At 65.6% G+C, this 23,935-nt stretch carries 24 protein-coding genes; 8 read left to right on the forward strand and 16 right to left on the reverse strand.

What is annotated here, in order from left to right; genetic code table 11:
* Window positions 1–124: 124 nt before the first annotated feature.
* Window positions 125–931: a hypothetical protein gene (locus AR540_RS18585; RefSeq protein ID WP_059230838.1), complete on the reverse strand. Its 807-nt coding sequence runs from the start codon at window positions 929–931 to the stop codon at window positions 125–127.
* Between the two features lie 132 nt (window positions 932–1,063).
* Here AR540_RS18585 and pip point away from each other — a divergent pair, with 132 nt between their 5' ends.
* The 4 genes from pip to mdoH all read left to right on the forward strand — a co-directional run bounded on the left by pip (window position 1,064) and on the right by mdoH (window position 6,787).
* Entirely contained in the window at window positions 1,064–2,029 is a 966-nt protein-coding gene (gene pip / locus AR540_RS18590; RefSeq protein WP_059230840.1) for a prolyl aminopeptidase, read from the forward strand.
* Window positions 2,026–2,463: a D-aminoacyl-tRNA deacylase gene (gene dtd, locus AR540_RS18595; RefSeq protein ID WP_059230842.1), complete on the forward strand. Its 438-nt coding sequence runs from the start codon at window positions 2,026–2,028 to the stop codon at window positions 2,461–2,463. The genes pip and dtd overlap by 4 nt, the downstream gene beginning before the upstream one ends.
* 168 nt (window positions 2,464–2,631) lie before the next feature.
* Entirely contained in the window at window positions 2,632–4,197 is a 1,566-nt protein-coding gene (locus AR540_RS18600; RefSeq protein ID WP_059230844.1) for a glucan biosynthesis protein G, read from the forward strand.
* The gene (gene mdoH, locus AR540_RS18605) at window positions 4,190–6,787 is read left to right on the forward strand and encodes a glucans biosynthesis glucosyltransferase MdoH (RefSeq protein ID WP_059230846.1); all 2,598 of its coding nucleotides are present in this window, start codon (window positions 4,190–4,192) and stop codon (window positions 6,785–6,787) included. Before AR540_RS18600 ends, mdoH begins: the two co-directional genes overlap by 8 nt.
* Before the next feature lie 70 nt (window positions 6,788–6,857).
* Here the strand turns inward: mdoH and AR540_RS18610 are convergent, their stop codons facing one another.
* The 9 genes from AR540_RS18610 to ubiE form a co-directional block, all read right to left on the reverse strand.
* On the reverse strand, window positions 6,858–7,568 hold the full coding sequence (locus AR540_RS18610) for a 16S rRNA (uracil(1498)-N(3))-methyltransferase (RefSeq protein ID WP_059230848.1): 711 nt from the start codon (window positions 7,566–7,568) through the stop codon (window positions 6,858–6,860).
* Window positions 7,565–8,362, reverse strand: a complete 798-nt coding sequence (gene tatC, locus AR540_RS18615; protein ID WP_059230850.1) for a twin-arginine translocase subunit TatC — start codon at window positions 8,360–8,362, stop codon at window positions 7,565–7,567. The genes AR540_RS18610 and tatC overlap by 4 nt, the downstream gene beginning before the upstream one ends.
* Window positions 8,359–8,715, reverse strand: coding sequence for a Sec-independent protein translocase protein TatB (tatB, locus tag AR540_RS18620; RefSeq protein WP_059230852.1), 357 nt, complete (start codon window positions 8,713–8,715; stop codon window positions 8,359–8,361). The genes tatC and tatB overlap by 4 nt, the downstream gene beginning before the upstream one ends.
* Before the next feature lie 9 nt (window positions 8,716–8,724).
* Window positions 8,725–8,991 (reverse strand): twin-arginine translocase TatA/TatE family subunit, encoded by a 267-nt coding sequence (locus AR540_RS18625; RefSeq protein ID WP_059230854.1) that lies wholly within the window; start codon window positions 8,989–8,991, stop codon window positions 8,725–8,727.
* A gap of 27 nt (window positions 8,992–9,018) precedes the next feature.
* On the reverse strand, window positions 9,019–9,351 hold the full coding sequence (locus AR540_RS18630; RefSeq protein ID WP_059231587.1) for a phosphoribosyl-ATP diphosphatase: 333 nt from the start codon (window positions 9,349–9,351) through the stop codon (window positions 9,019–9,021).
* Window positions 9,344–9,745, reverse strand: coding sequence for a phosphoribosyl-AMP cyclohydrolase (hisI, locus tag AR540_RS18635; RefSeq protein ID WP_059230856.1), 402 nt, complete (start codon window positions 9,743–9,745; stop codon window positions 9,344–9,346). Before hisI ends, AR540_RS18630 begins: the two co-directional genes overlap by 8 nt.
* A gap of 333 nt (window positions 9,746–10,078) precedes the next feature.
* On the reverse strand, window positions 10,079–11,677 hold the full coding sequence (gene ubiB / locus AR540_RS18640) for a ubiquinone biosynthesis regulatory protein kinase UbiB (protein WP_059230858.1): 1,599 nt from the start codon (window positions 11,675–11,677) through the stop codon (window positions 10,079–10,081).
* Window positions 11,674–12,309 carry a ubiquinone biosynthesis accessory factor UbiJ gene (locus AR540_RS18645; protein WP_059230862.1) on the reverse strand — a complete coding sequence of 212 codons (636 nt, stop codon included), beginning with the start codon at window positions 12,307–12,309 and terminating at the stop codon, window positions 11,674–11,676. Before AR540_RS18645 ends, ubiB begins: the two co-directional genes overlap by 4 nt.
* The gene (ubiE, locus tag AR540_RS18650) at window positions 12,309–13,079 is read right to left on the reverse strand and encodes a bifunctional demethylmenaquinone methyltransferase/2-methoxy-6-polyprenyl-1,4-benzoquinol methylase UbiE (protein ID WP_059230864.1); all 771 of its coding nucleotides are present in this window, start codon (window positions 13,077–13,079) and stop codon (window positions 12,309–12,311) included. The genes AR540_RS18645 and ubiE overlap by 1 nt, the downstream gene beginning before the upstream one ends.
* Window positions 13,080–13,230: 151 nt before the next feature.
* On the opposite strand from ubiE, the gene AR540_RS18655 reads away from it, so the two are divergent.
* Window positions 13,231–13,509 carry a polyhydroxyalkanoic acid system family protein gene (locus tag AR540_RS18655; protein WP_059230866.1) on the forward strand — a complete coding sequence of 93 codons (279 nt, stop codon included), beginning with the start codon at window positions 13,231–13,233 and terminating at the stop codon, window positions 13,507–13,509.
* 6 nt (window positions 13,510–13,515) lie between these two features.
* On the opposite strand, the gene AR540_RS18660 is transcribed toward AR540_RS18655, so the two are convergent.
* The 6 genes from AR540_RS18660 to AR540_RS18685 form a co-directional block, all read right to left on the reverse strand.
* The gene (locus AR540_RS18660) at window positions 13,516–13,887 is read right to left on the reverse strand and encodes a gamma-butyrobetaine hydroxylase-like domain-containing protein (RefSeq protein WP_059231588.1); all 372 of its coding nucleotides are present in this window, start codon (window positions 13,885–13,887) and stop codon (window positions 13,516–13,518) included.
* 334 nt (window positions 13,888–14,221) lie between these two features.
* Window positions 14,222–15,571, reverse strand: a complete 1,350-nt coding sequence (gene hslU, locus AR540_RS18665; protein ID WP_059230867.1) for an ATP-dependent protease ATPase subunit HslU — start codon at window positions 15,569–15,571, stop codon at window positions 14,222–14,224.
* Between the two features lie 19 nt (window positions 15,572–15,590).
* The gene (gene hslV / locus AR540_RS18670) at window positions 15,591–16,124 is read right to left on the reverse strand and encodes an ATP-dependent protease subunit HslV (protein ID WP_058764934.1); all 534 of its coding nucleotides are present in this window, start codon (window positions 16,122–16,124) and stop codon (window positions 15,591–15,593) included.
* A 243-nt stretch (window positions 16,125–16,367) separates the two neighbouring features.
* Window positions 16,368–17,105, reverse strand: coding sequence for an SPOR domain-containing protein (locus tag AR540_RS18675; protein WP_059230869.1), 738 nt, complete (start codon window positions 17,103–17,105; stop codon window positions 16,368–16,370).
* Window positions 17,106–17,123: 18 nt separating this feature from the next.
* Window positions 17,124–18,881 carry an arginine--tRNA ligase gene (gene argS / locus AR540_RS18680; RefSeq protein WP_059230871.1) on the reverse strand — a complete coding sequence of 586 codons (1,758 nt, stop codon included), beginning with the start codon at window positions 18,879–18,881 and terminating at the stop codon, window positions 17,124–17,126.
* Window positions 18,882–19,121: 240 nt separating this feature from the next.
* The gene (locus AR540_RS18685; RefSeq protein ID WP_059230873.1) at window positions 19,122–21,335 is read right to left on the reverse strand and encodes a primosomal protein N'; all 2,214 of its coding nucleotides are present in this window, start codon (window positions 21,333–21,335) and stop codon (window positions 19,122–19,124) included.
* Between the two features lie 157 nt (window positions 21,336–21,492).
* On the opposite strand from AR540_RS18685, the gene rpmE reads away from it, so the two are divergent.
* From rpmE to AR540_RS18700, 3 genes are all read left to right on the forward strand, one after another.
* The gene (gene rpmE / locus AR540_RS18690; RefSeq protein WP_007161618.1) at window positions 21,493–21,708 is read left to right on the forward strand and encodes a 50S ribosomal protein L31; all 216 of its coding nucleotides are present in this window, start codon (window positions 21,493–21,495) and stop codon (window positions 21,706–21,708) included.
* On the forward strand, window positions 21,708–22,535 hold the full coding sequence (locus tag AR540_RS18695) for a thermonuclease family protein (protein WP_059230875.1): 828 nt from the start codon (window positions 21,708–21,710) through the stop codon (window positions 22,533–22,535). Before rpmE ends, AR540_RS18695 begins: the two co-directional genes overlap by 1 nt.
* 112 nt (window positions 22,536–22,647) lie before the next feature.
* On the forward strand, window positions 22,648–23,916 hold the full coding sequence (locus tag AR540_RS18700) for a malic enzyme-like NAD(P)-binding protein (protein ID WP_059230878.1): 1,269 nt from the start codon (window positions 22,648–22,650) through the stop codon (window positions 23,914–23,916).
* Window positions 23,917–23,935 lie beyond the last annotated feature (19 nt).

A 23,935-nucleotide genomic window follows, 5' to 3' on the forward strand; every position in this document is an offset into this window, starting at 1 on the left:
GGCGCTTTTTCGGCCCCGGCGGCGTTGCCACTCCTCGCCATAGCTCTGCTATGGCTCGTCGCGGCGCCTAGCCAGGACCCAAAAATCACTCGCCAATTCTTGCGTGAACGTCTGAAACACCACACTAGAACAGCTCGTCCGTCGACGCCACCAGCCGCACGCCAGCAGCGCGCATCTCGGCCAGGAAGGCCTTGCCCTGATCGTCGAAACCGGGCACCGAATGGCTGCAATCGGTCAGCAGCACCAGATCCTGCCGCCGGTCTGCCGGCCAGACCTCGAGTAGATCGCGCAGGGTACTGGCCACGCAGTGCGACAGGGCTTCACCGGCCACCACCAGGGTATCGGCGTCTTGCAGACGGGCGATGAGTCGGGCATCGAGTTCGGTGCTCGGGTCTGTCGGATCCGCCACCTCGGCGCGCAGGGCCGAATAATGCTCCGTTCGGGGATTGCCGCCCTTGGCGATGAAGTCCACCAGGCGCCCCTGTGCTCGTCCCCAGTTATTTAGTGCCTGATGCACGTCCTGCTGCACACCGTGTCCCCAGCCGCCGACCAGGCAGTGCTCCGGCCAGATCACCAGTCGATAGCGCCCGCCTGCTTCCAGGGCCCGCACATAGGCCAGGCCGTGGGCCCGCTGGGCCGGGTCACGGGTCTGCCAGCGGCCGCTGGCCACTTCGTCGGCGCCGATCTGCGTGAAGGGCGCTGGCGGTCGACCTCGGGCGTCCTGCCACCAGTGCGGGTGGGCGATATGCAAGGGCTGGTGGGAGTCCAGTGTCAGGTGCACCTGGTCGAGGCGCGGGCCAAGGCGCTCGACCAGGGCCGCGACGCGCTGCAGGCCGGCGACCGCGCCGGGGACGGGCAGGGCGGCGCCCGGCAGATCGCAGAAGTCGTTCTGCGGGTCGATCAGCAGTAGGTGCAGCTTGGGCTCGGACATGGGGACTCCTCGGGCGAAGGGCTGATGATGGTGCGGGCAGGCGCGGACGGCAGGCAAGCCCCGGGCGGCATGGAAACCCGGTAAGGTGCAGGTCTATGATGAACAGGCCGACCCTGCACCGCGGAGCGCGACATGCTGAATCTGTACCCGGAAATCAAGCCCTACGCCCGCCACGAGCTGGCCGTCGAAGCCCCCCATGTGCTCTATGCCGACGAGAGCGGCTCGCCCGACGGTCTGCCGGTGCTGTTCATCCATGGTGGCCCCGGCTCCGGGTGCGATCGGCTCAGCCGGCGCTTCTTCGACCCCAATCTCTATCGCATCGTCACCTTCGACCAGCGCGGCTGCGGCCGCTCCACGCCCTATGCCAGCCTGGAGAACAACACCACCTGGCACCTGGTGGAAGACATCGAGCGCCTGCGCGAGCACCTGGGCATCGAGCAATGGGTGCTGTTCGGTGGCTCCTGGGGTTCGACCCTGGCGCTGGCCTACGCCCAACGCCATCCCGAGCGCGTCCGGGCGATGATCGTCCGCGGCATCTTCCTCTGCCGACCGGTGGACCTGCAGTGGTTCTACCAGGAGGGGGCGAGCCGGCTCTTCCCGGACTTCTGGCAGGACTACCTGAATCCCATCGCCGAGGAAGAGCGCGGTGAGCTGATCAGCGCCTACTACCGGCGCCTGACCGGCCCGGACGAACTGGCGCAGATGTCCGCCGCCCGTGCCTGGTCCTGCTGGGAAGGCCGTACCGCGACCCTGAGACCGAATCCCGAGGTACTGGAGAAATTCAGCGAGCACGCCCTGGCCATCGCCCGCATCGAATGCCACTACTTCGTCAACGACGCCTTCCTCGAACCTGACCAGTTGCTGCGCGACATGCCCAGGATCGCCCATATCCCGGCGGTGATCATCCACGGTCGCTACGACATGGTCTGCCCGCTGGACAATGCCTGGGCGCTGCACCATGCCTGGCCGGGCAGCGAGTTGCAGATCATCCGCGACGCTGGCCACGCGGCCAGCGAGCCCGGTATCTGCGACGCCCTGGTGCGGGCGACCGACCAGATCGCTCGCCAGCTGCTCGACCTGCCGCAGGAGGCCGAGTGAAGGCGCTGCTGCAAAGGGTCATCCGCGCCAGCGTCGAGGTGGAGGGAGAGACGGTCGGCGCCATAGGTCCAGGTCTGCTGGTCTTCGTCGGCATCGAGCCCGGGGATGACGAAGCGGCCTGTGGCCGCATGCTCAAGCGGCTGCTGGAGTACCGGGTATTCGCCGACGGCGAACAGCGCATGAACCTGTCCCTGCAGGATGTCGGCGGCGGTCTGCTGCTGGTCTCCCAGTTCACTCTGGCCGCCGATACCCGCAGCGGGCGACGGCCGAGCTTTTCCACCGCCGCGCCGCCGGCCCAGGGCGAGCGACTGTTCAGTCATCTGGTAAGTCTCGCCCGTGACCTGCATCCGGAGGTGCAGACCGGGCGTTTCGGTGCCGATATGCAGGTTTCCCTGGTCAACGACGGCCCGGTGACATTTTTATTGTCGATTTAGTGAGGGTGCCCCTTACAGCGCCCTGCCAAGTGTCTATGATTGCGCAGTTCGAGTTTGAACGGTCGTCCAATTGGGGAATCATTGCCCCCTGAGGGAGTCGGACCACTGCCTATCCGTTTCGCGACCGTGGGTCGCCGAACGTATTCGTACGCTGATTTAGGAGGCTGCGTGTTATCCAATTCCAAAGTTAAGCCGGGCAAGCAGGGCTTCGCCCTTGCCGGGCTCACCCTCGCGCTGGGCCTGTTCAGTGCCCAGGCCCTGGCCTTCAGCCTGGACGACGTGGCTGCCAAGGCCAAGGAGCTTTCCGGCCAGAAGTTCGTCGCGCCCAAGAGCAACCTGCCGGCATCCTTCAGCGGCATGAAGTACGCCGACTATCAGCAGATCACCTTCAATCAGGACAAGGCCTACTGGAAGGATGCCAAGACCCCCTTCCGCCTCAACTTCTATCACGAGGGCATGCACTACAGCGTGCCGGTGAAGATCAACGAGGTCACGGCCACCAACGTCGAGGAGATCAAGTACGATCCTTCGATGTTCAACTTCGGCAACCTGCAGATCGACCAGGCCCAGCTCAAGGATCTTGGCTTCGCCGGCTTCAAGGTGCTCTATCCGCTGAACAAGGCGGACAAGTACGACGAAGTCATGACCATGCTCGGTGCCAGCTACTTCCGCGTGATCGGCAAGAACCAGGTCTACGGCCTGTCGGCTCGCGGCCTGGCCATCGACACGGCGCTGCCGTCCGGCGAGGAATTCCCGCGCTTCACCGAATTCTGGATCGAACAGCCCCAGGCGGATCGCCGCAACCTGGTGATCTATGCGCTGCTCGATTCGCCGCGCGCCACCGGCGCCTATCGCTTCGTGCTGACGCCCGGCAAGGACAGCACCGTCGACGTCGAGTCCAAGGTGTTCCTGCGTGACAACGTCAACAAGCTCGGCCTCGCTCCCCTGACCAGCATGTACCTGTTCGGCCCCAACCAGCCGAGCCCCCAGGTCAACTATCGTCCGGCGCTGCACGATTCCAATGGCCTGGCCATCGCCGCCGGCAATGGCGAGTGGCTGTGGCGTCCGCTGAACAACCCGCGGCGCCTCTCGGTCAGCACCTACACCATCGAGAATCCGCGTGGCTTCGGTCTGCTGCAGCGCGGCCACGAGTTCTATAAGTACCAGGATCTGGACGAGCGCTATGACAAGCGTCCCAGCGGCTGGGTCGAGCCCAAGGGTGACTGGGGCAAGGGCCACATCGAACTGGTGGAGATCCCCACGCCGGACGAGACCAACGACAACATCGTGGCCTTCTGGACGCCGGATACGCTGCCCGAGAAGGGCCAGCCGATCGAGATGAGCTACCGGCTGCACTTCACCACCGATGAGCCGGCGCTGCACACCAAGGACCTGGCCTGGGTCTCCCAGACCCGTCTGTCCACCGGTGACGTGCGCCAGTCCAACCTGGTGCGCCAGACCGATGGCAGTCTGGCCTACATCATCGACTTCGAAGGTCCGAACCTCGATGACCTGCCCGAGGATTCCCAGGTCGGCTCCCAGGTCAGTTTGGACGCCAACGGTGAACTGATCGAGAACTCTGTGCGCTACAACCCGGTTACCAAGGGCTATCGCCTGACCTTGAGACTCAAGGTCAAGGATCAGACCAAACCGGTGGAAATGCGCGCCAACCTCGCCCAGGGTGACAAGCCGCTCAGCGAAACCTGGACTTACCAGCTACCTGCCAATGAATAACAGCACCCGTGATACCTCGGTCGCCGCTACTGGTGACTATCTGGAGCACCTGCCGTTGCCCGCTGGGCAGCGGCAGGGGTTGGCTTCGGCCGCCGATGTCGAGACGCTGCACCGGCAACTGGCCGGTGTCCGTGGCGAGGGCGCCCAGGGCACCGATGCGGTGATCGCCTCCACCGAGGCGCGCCTCGCCGCCGGCTGGGACGATACCCTGGAAGACGGCGAGCTGCTGGGCAGCGATGCCCAGGGTCGGGTCTTCATCAAGGCCACCCCGCCCATGACCCGTTCCATGATGGTGCCCGATCCCTGGCGCACCAATCCCGTGGCGCGGAGCTGGAAGCGTCTGCTCGGCCGCAAGGACCACAGCCGTTGGCAACCCGATCCCGAGGCCGATGCCCATGCGCACTGGCGCAAGGTCGGTTCCTTCCGGCGCTTCGTCCTGCTGATCCTGATGCTGGTGCAGACCGGCATCGCCACCTGGTACATGAAGGCCGTGCTGCCCTATCAGGGCTGGGCGCTGGTCGATCTCAGCGAGATCTACCGTCAAGGTTGGGGCGAGTCCATCCGTCAGGTATTGCCCTACGTGGTGCAGACCAGCATCCTGCTGCTCTTCGCCCTGCTGTTCTGCTGGGTATCCGCCGGCTTCTGGACCGCCCTGATGGGCTTCTGGCAACTGCTCAGCGGGCGTGACAAGTACAGCATCTCGGCCAGCTCCACCGGTACCGAGCCGATCGATCCCCAGTCGCGTACCGCCCTGGTGATGCCCATCGCCAACGAAGACGTCCCGCGGGTCTTCGCCGGCCTGCGAGCGACCTACGAGTCGGTGCGGGCCAGCGGCGAGCTGGAGCACTTCGACTTCTTCATCCTCAGCGACAGTAACGATCCGGACAAATGCGTGGCCGAAGAGAAGGCCTGGCTGGAGCTGTGCCGCGAGGTCGGTGGCTTCGGGCATATCTTCTATCGTCGTCGTCGCCGTCGGGTGAAGCGCAAGAGCGGCAACATCGACGACTTCTGCCGTCGCTGGGGCAGCCAGTACAAGTACATGGTGGTGCTCGACGCCGACAGCGTGATGAGTGGCGAATGCCTGGCCAGCCTGGTCCGGCTGATGGAAGCCAATCCCCGTGCCGGCATCATCCAGACCGCGCCCAAGGCGTCGGGCATGGACACCCTCTATGCGCGCCTGCAGCAATTCGCTACCCGGGTGTACGGACCGCTGTTCACCGCGGGCCTGCACTTCTGGCAATTGGGTGAATCCCACTACTGGGGTCACAACGCCATCATCCGGGTCAAGCCGTTCATCGACCACTGCGCTCTGGCGCCACTGCCGGGTACCGGTTCCTTCGCGGGCGCCATCCTTTCCCACGACTTCGTCGAAGCCGCGCTGATGCGCCGTTCCGGCTGGGGGGTCTGGATCGCCTACGACCTGCCGGGCAGCTACGAAGAACTGCCGCCGAACCTGCTGGACGAACTCAAGCGGGACCGTCGCTGGTGCCACGGCAACCTGATGAACTTCCGGCTGTTCCTGGTCAAGGGCATGCACCCGGTGCACCGCGCGGTCTTCCTCACCGGGGTGATGTCCTACCTGTCGGCACCGCTGTGGTTCCTCTTCCTGGTGCTGTCGACGGCGCTGCTGGCGATCCACAAGCTGCTGGAGCCGCAGTACTTCTTCCAGCCGCGGCAGCTATTCCCGGTCTGGCCCCAGTGGCATCCGGAACAGGCCATCGCGCTGTTCTCCACCACCCTGGTGCTGCTGTTCCTGCCCAAGCTGCTCAGCGTGGTGCTGATCATCGCCAAGGGCGCCAAGGAGTTCGGCGGTGGTCTGCGGCTGTCCCTCTCCATGCTGCTGGAAATGCTCTTCTCGGTGCTGCTGGCGCCAGTGCGGATGCTGTTCCACACGGTATTCGTCACCGCTGCTTTCCTCGGCTGGTCGGTGCAGTGGAACTCGCCCCAGCGTGACGACAACGACACGCCCTGGAGCGAAGCCTTCCGCCGCCATGGCTCGCAGATGCTGCTCGGTCTGATCTGGACCGCCGGCGTCGCCTGGCTGGACCCACGTTTCCTCTGGTGGCTGTCGCCCATCGTGGTATCGCTGATCCTGTCGGCACCGGTGTCGGTGATTTCCAGTCGGACCAACCTGGGCCTGGGCAGTCGTCGCCATCACCTGTTCCTGATTCCGGAAGAGTACGCTCCGCCACGGGAGCTGGTCGCGACCGATGAGTATCTGCACCTGAACAACCGCAACGCCCTGACCAAGGGCTTCCTGCGCGCCACCGTCGATCCGGTGCTCAACGCCCTGGCCATCGCCATGGCCCGTGGGCGACACGGCAAGGTGGTGGAGCCGGCGCGTCGGCTGCGCGAAGAGCGGGTGGCGCGGGTCCTGGCTGCCGGTCCCGAGAAGACCAAGGGCGACGACCAGTGGCGTCTACTAAGCGATCCGGATGGCATGGCGCAACTGCACCTGCAGGTCTGGAAGGCCGAGGAGTACCGTAACTGGCGGGAAGCCTATGCGACCCTGCGGCCACGCACCCATAGCGATTCGGCCGCGGATGCCGCGGCCAGTCCAGCCAGCATGACCCCGCGGCCTGCCTCCTGAGGAGGCGCTCCGCCCATGAAAAAGCCCCGGTGTCATGAGACACCGGGGTTTTTTCTTGTCCGTGATCAGGCTAGAACAGGCGTGCGAGGAGGGCGGGTACGGCGTTCTCGACGCGCAGGATGCGTTCACCGAGCTGCACGGGCGCCAGGCCCGCTTCCTGCAGCTTCTCCACCTCGTAGGGTATCCAACCACCCTCGGGACCGATCGCCAGCGTCACGGGCTCGCCGAGGGCACGAGGGCAGGCGGGATAACTGCCCGGATGGCCGACCAGGCCCCGGCTGCCGGCTGCCAATGCGGGCAGGCGATCCTCGACGAAGGGCTTGAATCTCTTTTCGATCAGCACCTCCGGCAACACCGTGTCCCGCGCCTGCTCCAGCCCGAGGCGCAATTGCTCCTCGATGGCCTCGGGCGCCAGGAACGGCGTCTGCCAGAAGCTCTTTTCCACGCGATAACTGTTGAGCAGTACCAGCCGCGCGACGCCCATGGCGGACACCGTCTGCAACACTCGGCGCAGCATCTTGGGACGGGGCAGGGCGAGCAGCAGGGTGAGTGGCAGCTTGGCCGGTGGCGACTGGTCGAGCACGACCCGCAGGCTGGCGTGGGTGCTATCGAGAGACTCGAGCTGGCCGGTACCCATCAGCCCGCCCAGCAGGCCAACCCGCAGGCGATCGCCTGCCTCAGCCTGGTGGACCTCGCGCAGATGGGCGAGACGGCGCGGATCGCGCAGCACGACCCGGTCAGCGGCCGTGAAGTCGGCCGCCTCGAGCAGGATGAGGTTCACGGGCGTTCGGCAGGCGGCTGGGCGTCGGGGCTGGCGTCGTCATCGTTGACCGGGCGCTCGCGCTTCTGCACGAAGCGACCGAACAGCAGGCCGATCTCGAACAGCAGCCACATGGGCACGGCCAGCATGGTCTGGGAGAAGACATCCGGCGGCGTCAGGATCATGCCGACCACGAAGCAGCCGATGATGACGTAGGGACGGATCTTCTTCAGGTAGTCCACGTCGACCACGCCGATCCAGATCAGCAGCACCGTAGCCACTGGAATCTCGAAGGCTACGCCGAAGGCGAAGAACAGCGTCAGGATGAAATCCAGATAGGCGTTCAGGTCCGGCATCATCATGGCGCCTTCCGGCGTGATGCTGCTGAAGAAGTGGAAGATGATCGGGAACACCAGGAAGTAGGCGAAGGCCATGCCGGCATAGAACAGCAGGATGCTTGAGATCAGCAGCGGGATGGCGACCTTCTTCTCGTGACGATAGAGCCCGGGCGCGATGAACCCCCAGACCTGATGCAGGATCACCGGCATGGCGATGAACAACGACACCACCAGGGTAAGCTTGAAGGGGGCGAGAAAGGGCGAGGTGACGTCCGTGGAGATCATGGTCGCGCCTTCGGGCAGCACGCGGCGGATCGGCTCGGAAGCGAAGGCATAGATCTTCTGGGCGAAGTAGAACAGCCCGAGGAAGATCAGGAAGGTCGCCAGCACGCATCTCAGGATGCGCGTACGCAATTCGGTCAGGTGCGAGACCAGGGGCATTTCCTGGTCGTCATGTTCGGAAGGCTGGTCGCTCATGGTGCTCTTGGCGGCGTCTGGGGCGGATCCTGCGGGCGTTCGGCAACCACGTCCTGGGGCATGGGTGGAGCGGCGACGGCGGGCGGCGTCTGGACTTCCGGGCTGGAAGCGGCAGGCTTGGGCCGGTTGTCGCGCTGTTCCATGGACAGGATATGCTCGTTGCGCAGTTGCTGGCGAATTTCGTCGGCACCGATCTCGCGCTCCACTTCCTGGCGGATGCTGTTGAAGCTGCGCCTCAGGCGACCGATCCACAGACCCGCGGTGCGCGCGGCACCTGGCAGGCGTTCCGGGCCCAGCACCAGCAGGGCGACGAACCCTACCAGCATCATCTCGGGAAAGCTGATTCCGAACATGGGAGGGCCTTAGTCCTTGCGCACCACCGGCTCTTCGACCTTGCGGTGTTCGGCGTCGAAGGTCTGGGGACGATTCAGCGGGGCATTCGGATTAGCCGTGCTGGTGGTGGGTGTCGGCTGTTCGGCCTTGTCGTCCTCGTCGGTGTGCATGGCCTTGCGGAAGCCCTTGATGGCCTCGCCCACGTCGGAGCCGAGGTGCTTCAGGCGTTTGGTGCCGAAGACGATCACCACGACGAGCAGGATGACGATCCAGTGTTTCCAGTCGAAGATACCCATGGTCTTTCCTCGTTGCGAAGCTTGGGGTCAGGGTTGAGCGCGAGCGGCCTTTTCGGCATGCCCGGAGAGGCCGAAACGGCGGTCCAGTTCGTCCAGTACGGCCTGGGGATGCTGGCCCAGGGCCGAGAGCATGATCAGGCTATGGAACCAGAGGTCGGCGGTCTCGTAGATGACGTCGTCGTACTGACCGCTGGTGGCAGCGTCCTTGGCGGCGAGAATGGTCTCGACGCTTTCTTCGCCGACTTTTTCCAGGATCTTGTTCAGGCCCTTGTGATAGAGGCTGGCCACATAGGAGGAATCCGGCGCGGCCTGCTTGCGTTCTTCGAGCACCTGCGCCAGACGCGCGAAGGTGTCAGTCATGGCCATGCCCTCCGGCGTAGATGGCGTTGGGGTCCTTGAGTACCGGGTCGGCGGTCTGCCACTGGCCGTCACGCAACACGCGATAGAAGCAGCTCTCGCGGCCGGTATGGCAGGCGATGCCGCCCAGTTGCTCCACCTGCAGCACGACGACGTCGGCATCGCAATCCAGGCGCAATTCGATGACTCGCTGCACATGGCCGGATTCCTCGCCCTTGCGCCACAGCCGATTGCGCGACCGCGACCAGTAGACCGCACGGCCTTCGGCGGCGGTCAGGGCCAGGGATTCGCGGTTCATCCAGGCCATCATCAGGATGCGACCCGAAGTGGGGTCCTGGGCGATGGCCGGCACCAGGCCATCGTCGTTCCAGTGGATTTCGTCTAACCAGTCGCTCATGAGTCTGTTCAATACTACGAATTAGGGTACTGGGCTCTGTCCGAAAAATGCCTGCGCTCGGTCATGCGGCGTTAAAACCCGTTCGGAATGCTCATTTACCGTTCGTAAACTCCGCTTCCTCACGGATTTGATTCGCTGGCGCTCACCCTTCGGGCCAGCCCTTGGCTGTTACTCCCGTTGGTCGTTGCGCCTTGCCTGACCTTCGCTCGGCGACTTTTCAGACAGGCCCTAGCCTCGCACAAGACGCAACTCGAATACAGCGGCAGGGCACCAGTGGCTGAGGGCGTGTATTTCGCCCGATGAAAATGACGATACGGTTACAGCTTAAGGAGTTCAGCGCCGGATCACCATCACCAGTCCACCGACCAGCATGGCCCAGGCCGGCCAGGCCTGGGCATGGGGCTCGAGACCCAGTTGGGTAGCGCCGACCAACAGCACCGCGCCGATCACCCGCACGATCCAGTCGTCGCGACGGTCGCCCCAAGGGTTGGGCGGGTCCTTGCGGTGGGGCTGGGTGATGCGTTCCAGGGTATCGCGCGCCATCTGCGCCAGGTGCGGGATCTGTTCCAGTTGCTGCTGGATATTGCGGGCGACCTGCGGCGGACTCAGCCGCTTGCGCATCCACTTTTCCAGATAGGGCTTGGCGGTGGACCAGAGGTCCAGATCCGGATAGAGCTGGCGGCCCAGCCCCTCGATGTTCAGCAGGGTCTTCTGCAGCAGAACCAGCTGCGGCTGGATCTCCATGTTGAAGCGGCGCGCCACCTGGAACAGCCGCAGCAGCAGCTGGCCGAAGGAAATGTCCTTGAGCGGCTTCTCGAAGATGGGTTCGCAGACGGTGCGGATGGCCGCTTCCAGTTCGTTGACCTGGGTATTGGCCGGTACCCAGCCGGAGTCGATGTGCAGCTGGGCGACCTTGCGGTAGTCGCGCTGGAAGAAGGCCCAGAGGTTGCGTGCCAGATAGTCCTGGTCCTCGGGGGTCAGGCTGCCGATGATGCCGCAGTCCACCGCGATGTAGAGCGGGTCCCAGGGCTTGGCGGTACTGACGAAGATGTTGCCCGGGTGCATGTCGGCGTGGAAGAAGCTGTCGCGGAACACCTGGGTGAAGAAGATCTCCACGCCGCGTTCGGCCAGCAGCTTGAAGTCGGTGCCCTGGTCGCGCAGGGCGGCCAGGTCGGTCACCGGGATGCCGTAGATGCGCTCCATGACCAGCACCCGCTCGCGGCACCAGTCCCAGTACACCTGGGGCACGTAGAGACGCTCGGAGCCGTCGAAATTGCGTCTGAGCTGGCTGGAGTTGGCCGCCTCGCGCAGCAGGTCCAGCTCGTCGTAGATGGTCTTCTCGTAGTCGCTGACCACGTCCATCGGATGCAGGCGGCGGGCTTCGGCGGACAGCCGTTCGGCCAGGCGCGCCAGCAGGAACAGCCAGGCGATGTCCTGGCTGATGATGTTCTTAAGCCCCGGGCGCACCACCTTGACCACCACCTCTTCGCCGGTCCGCAGCTGGGCTGCATGGACCTGGGCCACCGAGGCCGAGGCCAGCGGCTGGTGGTCGAAGCGGGCGAAGGCCTGCTTGATGGGGACGCCGAGCTGGGACTCGATCAGCGCCACGGCCTTTTCCGGCGGGAAGGGCGGGACCTTGTCCTGCAGGAACATCAGTTCGTCGGCGATATCCTCGGGCATGAGGTCGCGCCGGGTGGACAGGATCTGGCCGAACTTGACGAACACCGGGCCCAGGCCTTCCAGCGCCAGGCGCAGGCGGGCGCCGCGCGGGAGGGTCTTGCTCGGCCGTGGCAACCAGCGCCAGGGCAGCACATAGCGGGTGGCACGCAGGTACCAGGGCAGGGGCAGGGCATAGACGATGTCGTCCAGCCGGTAGCGAATGACGACGAAGAATATCCGCAACAGGCGGTTGAGCGCAGCGAACAGCTTCATTCGTCGAGGTTATCCCTGGCGGAGCGGGCGGTGCCCAGGCGAGCGAGGCGAGCGTCGAGACGGTCGACGGCCAGGCGCAGGGCGTCGATCTCGGCGAAGCGGGCTTCGCCTTCGAGACGACCGACGAGATGGCGGCTCTCCTCGTTCAGCCAGTTGGACAGCGTCAACTGCAGGCTATCCCGGCCCTGTTGGCCGAATGCCTGGCCGCGGCGCGCCAGGTCACCCAGCAGCGCTGCCGGCAGCGGGCCCAGCCAGCGGCTGACCTCGTGCTGCCAGTCCAACTCCAGGTTCTGCAGGATATCGGCCAGTTCGATCAGCAGGGTACTGTCGCCCTCCAGGCGGACGTCCGGCTGGTGCAGCACCCGCTGCTTGTCACCGGCCAGGGCCAATTCAGCCAGGCGTGTCGCCGGTGCGCCCAGGGTGCAATCGATGTCGCCTTCGTGATGGGCGGCGAAGTGCAGGCCGTCACCCGCCGGCAGGACATAGAGGCGCAGGCTGGGCTGCCGGGTCTGCACGGCAATGACGCGGCCAGTTAGGCTCGCCAGCCGCGGCAGGGCCACCGGGTCGAGTGCCAGCACGGGATTCAGGCCACGCTCCAGCGCGGCCAGCAACGCCTGGGTGACGAGGGCCATCAGGGTTTGATACCGCGATGCAGGGCGACCACGCCGCCGGTCATGTTGTGGTAGGTGACGCGGGCGAAGCCGGTCTCTTCCATCATGGCCTTGAGCGTCTGCTGGTCGGGGTGCATGCGGATGGACTCAGCCAGATAGCGATAGCTCTCGGCGTCGCCGGCGACCAGCTTGCCCATCAGCGGCAGGAAGCCGAAGGAGTAGGCGTCATAGGCCTTGGATACCAGCGGATTGGTGGGCTTGGAGAATTCCAGCACCAGCAGCCGGCCACCGGGCTTGAGCACGCGCAGCATGGACGCCAGGGCCTGGTCCTTGTGGGTCACGTTGCGCAGGCCGAAGGCGATGGTGATGCAGTCGAAATGATTGTCGGGGAAGGGCAGCTTCTCGGCGTCGGCCTGGACGAAGCGCACGTTGCTCGCCACCCCTTCGTCGAGCAGGCGATCGCGACCGACCTTGAGCATGGAATCGTTGATGTCGGCCAGGACCACCTCACCGGTGGGGCCGACCAGGCGGGCGAACTGCTTGGTCAGGTCGCCCGTGCCGCCGGCGATGTCCAGGACCCGATTGCCACGGCGCACGCCGGAGAGCTCGATGGTGAATCTCTTCCACAGCCGGTGGATGCCCGCCGACATCAGGTCGTTCATCACGTCGTACTTGGCCGCGACCGAGTGGAAGACTTCCGCGACCTTGTAAGCCTTCTGGCTCTCCGGAACGCTCTGGTAGCCGAAGTGGGTCTGGGATTCGGCCTCGGGGCCTTTGCGCGGATCGCTCATGGGGCTACACCTGGGACAGGGACAAGAGGGCATTCTAGCAGGCCGATCACCCGACTTGCCCGGCTAAAACCTGCGCTGACCGCTCGGTTCTCGCGATTGGCGACGTGACGGCCCCTCGCTATAGTCAGGGCCCCTCAACCGGAGTTCCCCGATGTCCCAGATCACCATCGAACGCAGCCATTCCCTCGGCCTGGACGGTGCACGCCAGAAGGCCGATCAACTGGCCGAAAAACTCACGCGCGATTATGGGGTGGCCTGCACCTGGGAAGGCGATACCCTGAAGTTCGCGCGCAGTGGCGTGGATGGGCGGATCGAGGTGGCGGAAGATCAGGTGCGGGTGCAGGCGACCCTGGGCATGATGTTCTCCATGCTCAGCGGCCAGATCGAGAAAGAGATCGAGCGCAAGCTGGACAAGGCCCTGGCGGCCTGAGTCCGGTCAGAGCATCAGCTTGACCGCGCTGACGTGCGGGTCCCGCGTCTTGCCGGCGCTGGCGAGTTTTTCCAGGTAGTCGGCCCAGAGCTGGTCGCGGCGACTGCCCAGTTCATAGAGATAGTCCCAGCTGAACAGGCCGCTGTCGTGGCCGTCGTCGAAGGTCAGCTTGATGGCGTAGCGCCCCGCCGGCTCCACGGCGGTGATACCGACGTGCTGTTTGCCGAATTGCAGCACCGGATTGCCGTGCCCCTGCACCTCTGCCGAGGGCGAGTGCACCCGCAGGAATTCGGCGGGCAGCTCGAAGGTTTCCGCGCCATAGCTGACGCTGAGGGTCTTCGAGGCCTTGTGGAGCTGGATGGCGGTGGGGATACGCATGTTGAGATTCTCTTGTCGGAGAGCCATCGCGGCCATGGGCCGCTCCTACAGGTCGTAGTGTGGAAAACGGCGCAGCCTTTTCCACAGGTGAGTTCGCCGCGAAGGACTTCCTCACCCCAGCCCTCTCCCGAAGGGAGAGGGGGCGCTTGGAGCGGACGCTCGTCTTCAGTGACTCAGGCGATAAGACAGTTGCTCCTACAAAAGCATCACCCCCTGTAGGAGCGGCCCATGGCCGCGATAAGGCAGTCGCTCCTACAGGTTTGCCTAGGGGCCCGTAGGAGCGGCCGCATCGGCGGATCGTCATGGCCCGATCAACCAGGCTCCAGACCTACCGTCACAGTATATAGCGCGACAGGTCCTCGTCCTGGGCCAGTTCACCCAGGTGGCCATTGACATAGGTCGCGTCGATGACGATGGGGTCGCCATTCTGCTGGCTGGCGAGATCGGCAGCGCTGAAGGACACCTCTTCCAGCAGGCGTTCCAGCAGGGTGTGCAGGCGGCGGGCGCCGATGTTCTCGGTCTTTTCGTTGACCTGCCAGGCGATCTCGGCGATGCGGGTGATGCCATCAGCGGCGAACTCCACGTGCAGCCCTTCGGTCTTGAGCAGTTCGCGATACTGCTCGGTAAGGGAGGCGTGAGGCTCGGTGAGGATGCGCTCGAAGTCCTGGGGCGTCAGCGCCTTGAGTTCGACACGAATCGGCAGGCGACCCTGCAGCTCGGGCACCAGGTCGCTGGGCTTGGACAGGTGGAAGGCGCCCGAGGCGATGAACAGGATGTGGTCGGTCTTGACCATGCCCAGCTTGGTGTTGACGGTGCAGCCCTCGATCAGCGGCAGCAGGTCACGTTGCACGCCTTCGCGGGAAACATCGGCACCGCTGGTATTGCCGCGCTTGGCGACCTTGTCGATCTCGTCGATGAAGACGATGCCGTGCTGCTCGACGGCTTCCAGGGCACGGCCCTTGAGTTCTTCCTCGTTGACCAGGCGGGCGGCTTCCTCGTCGCGCACCAGCTTGAGGGCTTCCTTGACCTTGAGCTTGCGCTGCTTGGTCTTGCCCTTGTGCATGCCGGCGAAGAGATTCTGCAACTGGCTGGTCATCTCCTCCATGCCGGGCGGGGTCATGATCTCGACGCCGGCCGGGGTATCGGCCACCTCGATGTCGATTTCCTTGTCGTCCAGCTGGCCTTCGCGCAGGCGCTTGCGGAACAGCTGGCGGGTGTTGCTATCGGTAGCGGTCGGCTGCGGCTCGTTGCTGAAGCCTACCGAGGGGCGCGCCGGCGGCAGCAGGGCGTCGAGGATGCGTTCCTCGGCAGCGTCTTCGGCGCGATGGCGGTTACGCACCATCTCCTGCTCGCGCAGCATCTTCACCGCAGCATCGGCCAGATCACGGATGATGGATTCGACGTCGCGGCCGACATAGCCCACCTCGGTGAACTTGGTCGCTTCCACCTTGAGGAAGGGCGCATTGGCCAGCTTGGCCAGGCGCCGGGCGATCTCGGTCTTGCCCACACCCGTGGGGCCGATCATCAGGATGTTCTTGGGCGTGACCTCGGGGCGCAGCTCGGCGGGCAACTGCATGCGCCGCCAGCGATTGCGCAGGGCGATGGCCACGGCGCGCTTGGCGTCGTCCTGGCCGATGATGTGGCGATTGAGTTCGTGGACGATCTCGCGGGGGGTCATGGACATGGGCAGTCTCTAAACCGGATCACGCCTGGGGCGCGTCCAGCTCCTCGATGGTCAGGTTGCGGTTGGTGAACACGCAGATGTCACCGGCGATATTCAGGGCGGTCTCGGCGATCTCGCGGGCACTGAGGTCGGTGTGCATCAGCAGCGCGCGGGCAGCGGCCTGGGCATAGGCGCCACCGGAGCCCATGGCGATCAGGCCTTCCTCGGGTTCCACCACGTCGCCGTTGCCGGTGATGATCAGGGAGGCGTCCTTGTTGGCGACCGCCAGCATGGCTTCCAGCCGGCGCAGGGCGCGGTCGGTACGCCAGTCCTTGGCCAGCTCGACGGCGGCGCGGACCAAATGGCCCTGGTGCTTCTCGAGTTGCGCCTCGAAGCGCTCGAAGAGGGTGAAGGCGTCGGCGGTACCGCCGGCGAAACCGGCCAGCACCTCGCCCCGGTACAGCCGCCGGACCTTCTTGGCGTTGCCTTTCATGACGGTATTGCCCAGGGAAACCTGGCCGTCGCCGCCGATCACGACCTTGCCGTTGCGGCGTACAGAAACGATGGTGGTCAAGGGAATCTCTCCGCGTTGCTTGGGGCAGTCGGCCCCGGTTACGCGAAGATATGGGGATGGCCGCGACGCCCTTCAAGCGCCGCGGCGAGGGGATTCACCGGGCGGGAGTCGGTTCACGGACTGGCGAGCTAGCGCCAGGCAGGACTAAAACCCTCGAGGAGGCGCGGTTTACGAATGGTAACCGAGCATTTCGAGAGGGTTTCAACGCCATCTGGCCAGCGCGCAGCCGGCCATGGACCGGCGTCAGTGACCGCGTCGCTGTTGCAAGAGCAGGTTCTTGAAACCGCTACCGGCAAGTTGCTTCTGCGCCTGGGTCAGTTGGTCGCGATCGCTGTAGGGGCCGACCAGCACCCGGTACCAGGTATCGTCCTTGACCTTGCCCGACTCCACCCGCACGTCCTGGCCGAGCATGATGATCTGGGCGCGCACCCGGTCGGCATCGGCCTGGGTGCGGAAGGAACCGGCCTGGAGGAAGAACAGCGTCACCGGGGGCTGGGCCTTGGCGGTGGCTTCCTTGGGCGGCGTGGCGGCCAGCTGGCCCGGGGTCGTCGCGGGCGTGGCCGGCGTCGCGGTCGCCGGCTGGCCAGGTTGCGTCGGAGTCGCCGCGGCATCCGGCTTGGCCGGCGTGGTCGGTTTGGCAGCCGGGTTACGCGGCACGGCATCCGGCGGCACGATCACCTCGGACTCGGGCAGCAGGGTGTAGAAGTCGTACTTGGGCTTGATCGGGGTCGGCGGGGTAGCCTCGGTCTTGGCTGCTGCGGCCGGCGCCTTGCCATTGCTCGCCGTGGCCGCCGGCCGACCCTCGTCCGGCTTGGTGCGCTGCACCGCCTTGTTGCCCGGTTCGAGCTTCATGAGGAAGACCACGAAGGCACCGATGGCCAGCCCCGACGCGAGCCAGACCCAGCCCGGCAGCGGCTGTTTCTTGGGGGCCGAGGTGTTGCGACTGGCGCCGCGCTTGGGGGGGGCTTTCTTGGTGGCCATCAGGCGGGGATCCGTCTCTTACATGCGTTCCAGGGTGTGCAGGCCGAGCAGTTCCAGGCCCTGCTTGAGGGTACGCCCGGTGAGGGCGGCCAGGCGCAGGCGGCTCTGGCGCAACTCGGGCTCCTCGGCGGTCAGGATCGGGCAATTCTCGTAGAAGCTGGAGAACAGGCCGGCCAGGTCGTAGAGATAGCTGCACAGCAGGTGCGGAGTCCCCTTGTCGCCGACGCTGCCAAGGATCTCGCCGAACTGCGCCAGGCGGCCGCCGAGTTCCTGCTCCTGAGGGGCGTCCAGGCGGATGCTGCCGGCAGGTTCGGTTTGCTCGGCCTTGCGCAGCACGCTGGCGACCCGGGTGTAGGCGTACAGCAGATAGGGCGCGGTGTTGCCCTCGAAGCTGAGCATCTGCTCGAAGTTGAAGCTGTAGTCGCTGGTGCGGTGCTTGGAGAGGTCGGCGTACTTGACCGAGGCGATGCCCACCACGCGGCCGATGTGGCGCAGTTCGTCTTCGCTGAAGGGCGCTTCGCCGCGCTCGGCGCGACCGGCATTGCGCTCCTTGACCAGTTGGTAGGCGCGCTCTTCGGCTTCGTCGAGCAGGTCGACCAGCTTCACGGTGCCGCCGTCGCGGGTCTTGAACGGGCGGCCGTCGGCGCCGTTCATGGTGCCGAAGCCCATGTGCTCCAGGTCCATGGCCGGATCGACGAAGCCGGCGCGGCGCGCGACCTCGAAGGCCATCTGGAAGTGCAGGGCCTGGCGCTGGTCGACGAAGTAGAGCGCCCGGTCGGCATGCAGCTGGCGGCTGCGGTAGCGCATGGCGGCCAGGTCGGTGGTGGAGTAGAGATAGCCGCCACCGGCCTTCTGCACGATCACCGGCAGCGGATTGCCCTCGGCGTTCTTGAATTCGTCGAGGAAGACGCAGCGGGCACCGTCGCTCTCGGTGAGCAGGCCGGCGGCGTCCAGATCGGCCACCACCTGGGCCAGGTCGTCGTTGTAGGCGCTCTCGCCCTTGACGTCGGCCGGCGTCAGCTTGACGTTGAGGCGGTCGTAGACCTGTTGGCAGTGGGACAGGGAGACGGCGTTGAATCTCTCCCAGAGACGCAGGCAGTGGGCATCGCCCGCCTGCAAGGCCACCACCAGCTCACGAGCCCGGGCGGCGAATTCCGGCGAGGCATCGAAGCGGCCCTTGGCGGCGCGGTAGAACACCTCCAGATCGGCCAGCTCGCCCTCGGCGGCCTGGGGCTGCTCTTCCATGTAGGCCAGCAACATGCCGAACTGGGTGCCCCAATCGCCGACGTGGTTCTGGCGGATCACCTCGTCGCCGAGGAATTCCAGCACCCGCGCCACGGCGTCACCGATGATGGTGGATCTCAGATGGCCGACGTGCATCTCCTTGGCCAGATTCGGCGAGGACAGGTCCACGACCACGCGCTGCCGTGGATCGTGCCTGGGTACGCCCAGCTGTGGATCGGCAAAGGCCGCATCCAGACGCGCGGCCAGTTGCGCGTGATTCTGGAAGAAATTGAGGAAGCCGGGGCCGGCGATCTCCACCTTACTTACCGCCGGATCGGCGGGCAGGGCGGCCAGCAGCTTCTCGGCCAGGTCGCGCGGCTTGGCCCGGGCCGGCTTGGCCAGCAGCAGGGCGACGTTGCTGGCGAAGTCGCCGTGGCTCTTGTCCTTGGTGTTCTCGACCTGGATGGCCGGGGCGACGTCGGCCGGCAGGGTGCCGTCGGCGATCAGGCGGTCGAGGGCGTGCTGGATGAGCTGGCGGATGCTGTCTTTCATGGTCGTTGGCCTTCGGCGTGCGCCGGGCGCGCACTGCGATGAAAACCCGGCATTATCCGTGGCTGGCCCGACCTTGCCAATGGTAGGAGCCTGTTCAACGTCTCGCGAGCTAGCGCCAAACAGGGCGAAAATGCCCGAGGAAGCGGAGTTTACGAGTGGTAAATGAGCATTCCGAAGGCATTTTTTAACGCCGTTTGGCCGACGCGCAGCAGCCTTTGAACAGGCTCTAAGCCGGTACCGCTAGAAGAGATCGATGGGGTCGACGTCCAGCGACCAGCGCACCTGGCGGGCCTCGGGCAGGCTCTCGAGCTGGGCGACCCAGATCCCCAGCAGCCGGTGCAGGGGCGCGCGGCTGCTGCTTTGCAGCAGCAACTGGGCGCGATGACGGCCGGCGCGGCGCTCCATCGGCGCCGGTACCGGACCGAGCAACTCCACCTGGGGCAGGGCCAGATTGACCGCCAGGCCTTCGGCGACGTGATAGGCCGCTTCAAGGAAGTTCTCGACCTGATCCTGGCGGTGCGCATCGGCGCGCAGCAGCGCCAGATAGGCGAAGGGCGGCAGTCCGGCGGATCGCCGCTCCTGCAGCGCTTGGCGGGCAAAGGCGGGATAGCCTTCCTCGGCCAGCTGCACCATCAGCGGATGATCGGCCAGATGGGTCTGGATCAACACCTGGCCTGGTTCCTCGGCACGCCCCGCGCGTCCGGCCACCTGGACGATCTGCTGGGCCATGCGCTCGCTGGCGCGGAAGTCGGCGGAGAACAGCCCGCTGTCGGCATCCAGCACGGCGACCAGGGTCACCTTGGGGAAATGGTGCCCCTTGGCGAGCATCTGGGTGCCGACCAGGATGCAGGGCGCGCCGCTGTGGATGGTCCGCAACAGCTTGCCCAGGGCATCCTTGCGCGCCGTGGTGTCGCGATCGATGCGCAGCACCGGCACGTCCGGGAACAGCAGCTGGAGCCGCTCTTCGGCGCGCTCGGTGCCGGCGCCTACCGGGCGCAGATCCAGCTTGCCGCAGGACGGGCAATGGCGGGGCGGCACCTGGCGCTGATCGCAGTGGTGGCAGCGCAGCTCGCCAGAACCACGATGATAGGTCATGCGGGCATCGCAGCGCGGACACTGGGCCAGCCAGCCGCAGTCGTGGCAGAGCAGGGTAGGGGCGAAACCGCGACGATTGAGAAACACCAGGACCTGCTGGCCGCGCTCCAGGGTCGCGCCCATGGCCTTGAGCAGCGGTTGCGACAGGCCGCTGTCCAGCGGCCGACTGCGCACGTCCAGGCGCTCGAAGCGTGGCGGCTGGGCCCCACCAGCGCGCAGCGACAGGCGCAGATGGGCGTAACGCCCCTGCTCGGCGTTGTGCAGGCTTTCCAGTGATGGCGTGGCCGAACCCAGCACCACTGGCAGGTTTTCCAGGCGTGCGCGGACCAGCGCCAGGTCGCGGGCGTGGTACCTCAGGCCTTCCTGCTGTTTATAGGAGGCGTCGTGTTCTTCGTCGACGATGATCAGGCCGGGATGCTTGAGCGGGGTGAACAACGCCGAGCGGGTACCCACCACGATGTCCACCTCGCCGTCGCGGGCGGCCAGCCAGATGTCCATGCGCTCGCGATCGGTCAGTGCCGAATGCAGCAGGGCGATGCGGGCATTGAAGCGTTGCTCGAAGCGCCCCAGGGTCTGGGGCCCCAGGTTGATCTCCGGAATCAGCAGCAGCGCCTGGCGACCCGATTCCAGGGTGGCACGGATCAGTTGCAGATAGACCTCGGTCTTGCCGCTGCCGGTCACCCCCTCCAATAGATAGCAATGAAAGCCGCTGCCGGCGCGGACCGCCTCATAGGCCAGCCGCTGCTCGCCATTGAGCGGCAACTCGGCCTGGGCGAGCCAGGAACCCTGGTGCCTTGTCGGCTGGTGATAGCGGGTCTCCACCTTGACCAGGCCCTTGGCCAGCAGCAGATCGAGGCTGTCCTTGACCAGGCCGAGTTGGCCGAGCAATTCGTGCAGCACGCCGTGAGGATGCTGGCGCAGGGTCTTGAGCGCCTCGCGCTGCCGCGGTGCCCGGGCCAGGCGCGGGTCTTCCGGGTGGGCATCGGGCTGGGCGATCCAGAAGCGCTGCAGGCGGCGTTCCGCGGGTTCCCCCTGACGCAAAAGGGCAGGAAGTGCCCAGCTCAAGGTGTCGCCGAGGCTGTGCTGGTAGTACTGGGCGGACCACTGGCAGAGTTCGAACAGGGCGCCCGGCAGTGGCGGACGCTCGTCGAGCAATTGCAGGGCCTGGCGCAGTTTGTCCGACGGCACCTCGCTGTCCTGGGCGACCTCGATCAGCACCCCGACTATTTCACGTCGGCCGAAGGGCACGCGCAGTCGTACACCGGGACGCAGCTGCTCCTCGACGACGCCCTTGGGCGGCAGGTAGTCGAACAGACGACGCAGCGGGGAGGGCAGCGCCAGGCGCAGGATCAGGGGCACGGCAAGACTCGCAGGCGTAAAGCCCGATGGTAGCAGACGGGCGGTGTGGGGGTTGCTTGCACGTCTTACCTGCTCTGGTATGATTCTCAGCCCAAATCTGTGCGGTATCCGGCAATGGCGCCGGGTGGCGGCACAGCTAGACCCCGAGGATAGCCCCATGAAAGCTGACATCCATCCGCAGTACGACGCCATCGAAGCGACCTGCAGCTGCGGTAACGTCATCAAGACCCGCTCCACCCTGAGCAAGAACATTCACCTGGACGTCTGCTCCGAATGCCATCCGTTCTACACCGGCAAGCAGAAAGTCCTGGACGCTGGCGGCCGTATCGACCGCTTCAAGCAGCGCTTCGGCGTGTTCGGCAGCAGCAAGTAATGCTCTGCCGTCGACCATCTCCGTATGGCTCGACACTGAACAAGGCGTCCCTCTGGGGCGCCTTTTTCGTTTGGGCACTGGTTACGGCGCCTCAGGCCCTGGCCGCGGCATGTCCCCTGCTGCCGAATGGGCAGGAGGTGACGGTCCGGCAGGTGGTGGACGGCGATACCCTGCGCCTGGTCGACGGCCGCTCCGTGCGCCTGATTGGTGTCAATGCCCCCGAGCTGGGCAAGTCGGGCGGTACGGCCCAGCCCTACGCCGAAGCCGCCCGGCGACGCCTGCAGGCGCTGGTCGAGGCCAGCGACGAGCGCCTCACGCTGGTCCCCGGTGTCGAGCAGGCCGACCGCTTCGGCCGTACCCTGGCGCACCTTTATGATCGCCAGGGCCGCAATCTCGAAATGCAGCTGATCGCCGAAGGCCTCGGCTACGCGGTGGCCATCGCCCCCAACACCCGGCTGGCCGACTGCCAGGCCGCGGCGGAAGGCGCGGCGCGCAACGCACGCCTCGGCGTATGGAAGCAGGATCCGGCCATAGCCGCCACCCGTATCGCCGAAGGCGGTTTCGCCGTGGTGCAGGGTCGCCTGCAGGACGTCGAACGCAATCGCGGCGGCCTCTGGCTGCAGTTCGAAGGCGACCTGGTGGTCAATGTCCCCAATCGTTTCGTCGACGCCTTCGACGGCGTGCCGCTGCGGCAGTGGATCGGCCGCAACCTCGAGGCACGTGGCTGGATTTCCGATCGCAGCCGGCGCCAGGAAGCGGGGCGGGCACGCTGGCAGATGACCCTGAACGACCCGCGCATGCTCGGTCTGCGGGTTGAATCGTTTTAGCCGAAAGTCGTATTGCGATTGATTTCAGGCAGGTGGCCGATTGCTTGTGGCACCTTGAGTCTTTGCGTATTCTCGCCCGACCCAAGACCCACACCACGCGGATATACCAATAATGTCTGATCTCAAAACCGCCGCCCTCGAATACCACGCCCAGCCGCGCCCCGGTAAACTCAGCGTCGAGCTGACCAAGCCCACCGCAACCGCCCGTGACCTGTCCCTGGCCTACAGTCCCGGCGTCGCCGAACCGGTCCGCGAGATCGGCCGCGATCCGGAACTGGCCTACCGCTACACCGGCAAGGGCAACCTGGTCGCCGTGATTTCCGACGGCACCGCCATTCTCGGCCTGGGCAACCTCGGCCCGCTGGCCTCCAAGCCGGTGATGGAAGGCAAGGGCGTGCTGTTCAAGCGCTTCGCCGGTGTGGACGTCTTCGACATCGAGGTCGACGCCGAGAGCCCCCAGGCCTTCATCGATACCGTCAAGCGCATCTCCATCACCTTCGGCGGCATCAACCTGGAAGATATCAAGGCACCCGAGTGCTTCGAGATCGAGCGCGCCCTGATCGAGCAGTGCGACATCCCGGTCTTCCACGATGACCAGCACGGCACCGCCATCGTCACCGCCGCCGGCATGCTCAACGCCCTGGAAATCGCCGGCAAGCGCCTGGAAGACGCCAAGATCGTCTGCCTGGGCGCCGGTGCCGCCGCCATCTCCTGCATGCGCCTGCTGGCGAGCATGGGTGCCAAGGTCGAGAACATCTACATGGTCGACCGCCAGGGCGTGGTCCACAGCGGCCGCAACGACCTGAACCAGTACAAGGCGGCCTTCGCCACCGAGACCAGCAAGCGCACCCTGGACGACGCCCTCGAGGGTGCCGATGTCTTTGTCGGGCTGTCCGGTCCGAACCTGCTGTCGGCCGAAGGCCTCAAGCGCATGGCGGCCAACCCCATCGTCTTCGCCTGCTCCAACCCGGATCCGGAAATCACCCCCGAGCTGGCCCACGCCACCCGCGACGACGTGATCATGGCCACCGGCCGTTCCGACTATCCGAACCAGGTCAACAACGTCCTGGGCTTCCCCTTCATCTTCCGTGGTGCCCTGGACGTCCGCGCCCGGGTCATCAACGAAGAGATGAAGATCGCTGCCGCCCTGGCCCTGCGTGACCTGGCCAAGCTGCCGGTGCCCAAGGAAGTCTGCGCGGCCTATAACGTCGACAGCCTGAGCTTCGGTCGCGAGTACATCATTCCCAAGCCGATGGACGCGCGTCTGATCACCCTGGTATCCGATGCCGTGGCCAAGGCCGCCATCGAGACCGGGGTCGCCACACTGCCCTACCCGGCGAACTATCCGCTGAAGTCGGTGGACGACGTCTTCGCCAAGTAAGTCCTGGTGCAATAAAAAA

Origin of the sequence: Pseudomonas sp. EpS/L25 (assembly GCF_001512295.1) — a bacterium.
GTDB lineage: Bacteria > Pseudomonadota > Gammaproteobacteria > Pseudomonadales > Pseudomonadaceae > Chryseomonas.

Bases quoted from the DNA above. Each gene is read 5' to 3' on its own strand.
- AR540_RS18700 (WP_059230878.1), top strand. From the start codon at position 22,648: ATGTCTGATCTCAAAACCGCCGCCCTCGAATACCACGCCCAGCCGCGC.
- AR540_RS18585 (WP_059230838.1), bottom strand. From the start codon at position 931: ATGTCCGAGCCCAAGCTGCACCTACTGCTGATCGACCCGCAGAACGAC.
- tatB (WP_059230852.1), bottom strand. From the start codon at position 8,715: ATGTTCGGAATCAGCTTTCCCGAGATGATGCTGGTAGGGTTCGTCGCC.
- hisI (WP_059230856.1), bottom strand. From the start codon at position 9,745: ATGAGCGACTGGTTAGACGAAATCCACTGGAACGACGATGGCCTGGTG.
- tatC (WP_059230850.1), bottom strand. From the start codon at position 8,362: ATGAGCGACCAGCCTTCCGAACATGACGACCAGGAAATGCCCCTGGTC.
- AR540_RS18645 (WP_059230862.1), bottom strand. From the start codon at position 12,309: ATGGCCCTCGTCACCCAGGCGTTGCTGGCCGCGCTGGAGCGTGGCCTG.
- AR540_RS18660 (WP_059231588.1), bottom strand. From the start codon at position 13,887: ATGCGTATCCCCACCGCCATCCAGCTCCACAAGGCCTCGAAGACCCTC.
- AR540_RS18655 (WP_059230866.1), top strand. From the start codon at position 13,231: ATGTCCCAGATCACCATCGAACGCAGCCATTCCCTCGGCCTGGACGGT.
- argS (WP_059230871.1), bottom strand. From the start codon at position 18,881: ATGAAAGACAGCATCCGCCAGCTCATCCAGCACGCCCTCGACCGCCTG.
- ubiE (WP_059230864.1), bottom strand. From the start codon at position 13,079: ATGAGCGATCCGCGCAAAGGCCCCGAGGCCGAATCCCAGACCCACTTC.
- AR540_RS18695 (WP_059230875.1), top strand. From the start codon at position 21,708: ATGCTCTGCCGTCGACCATCTCCGTATGGCTCGACACTGAACAAGGCG.
- mdoH (WP_059230846.1), top strand. From the start codon at position 4,190: ATGAATAACAGCACCCGTGATACCTCGGTCGCCGCTACTGGTGACTAT.
- rpmE (WP_007161618.1), top strand. From the start codon at position 21,493: ATGAAAGCTGACATCCATCCGCAGTACGACGCCATCGAAGCGACCTGC.
- hslU (WP_059230867.1), bottom strand. From the start codon at position 15,571: ATGTCCATGACCCCCCGCGAGATCGTCCACGAACTCAATCGCCACATC.
- AR540_RS18675 (WP_059230869.1), bottom strand. From the start codon at position 17,105: ATGGCCACCAAGAAAGCCCCCCCCAAGCGCGGCGCCAGTCGCAACACC.
- AR540_RS18625 (WP_059230854.1), bottom strand. From the start codon at position 8,991: ATGGGTATCTTCGACTGGAAACACTGGATCGTCATCCTGCTCGTCGTG.
- pip (WP_059230840.1), top strand. From the start codon at position 1,064: ATGCTGAATCTGTACCCGGAAATCAAGCCCTACGCCCGCCACGAGCTG.
- AR540_RS18630 (WP_059231587.1), bottom strand. From the start codon at position 9,351: ATGACTGACACCTTCGCGCGTCTGGCGCAGGTGCTCGAAGAACGCAAG.
- ubiB (WP_059230858.1), bottom strand. From the start codon at position 11,677: ATGAAGCTGTTCGCTGCGCTCAACCGCCTGTTGCGGATATTCTTCGTC.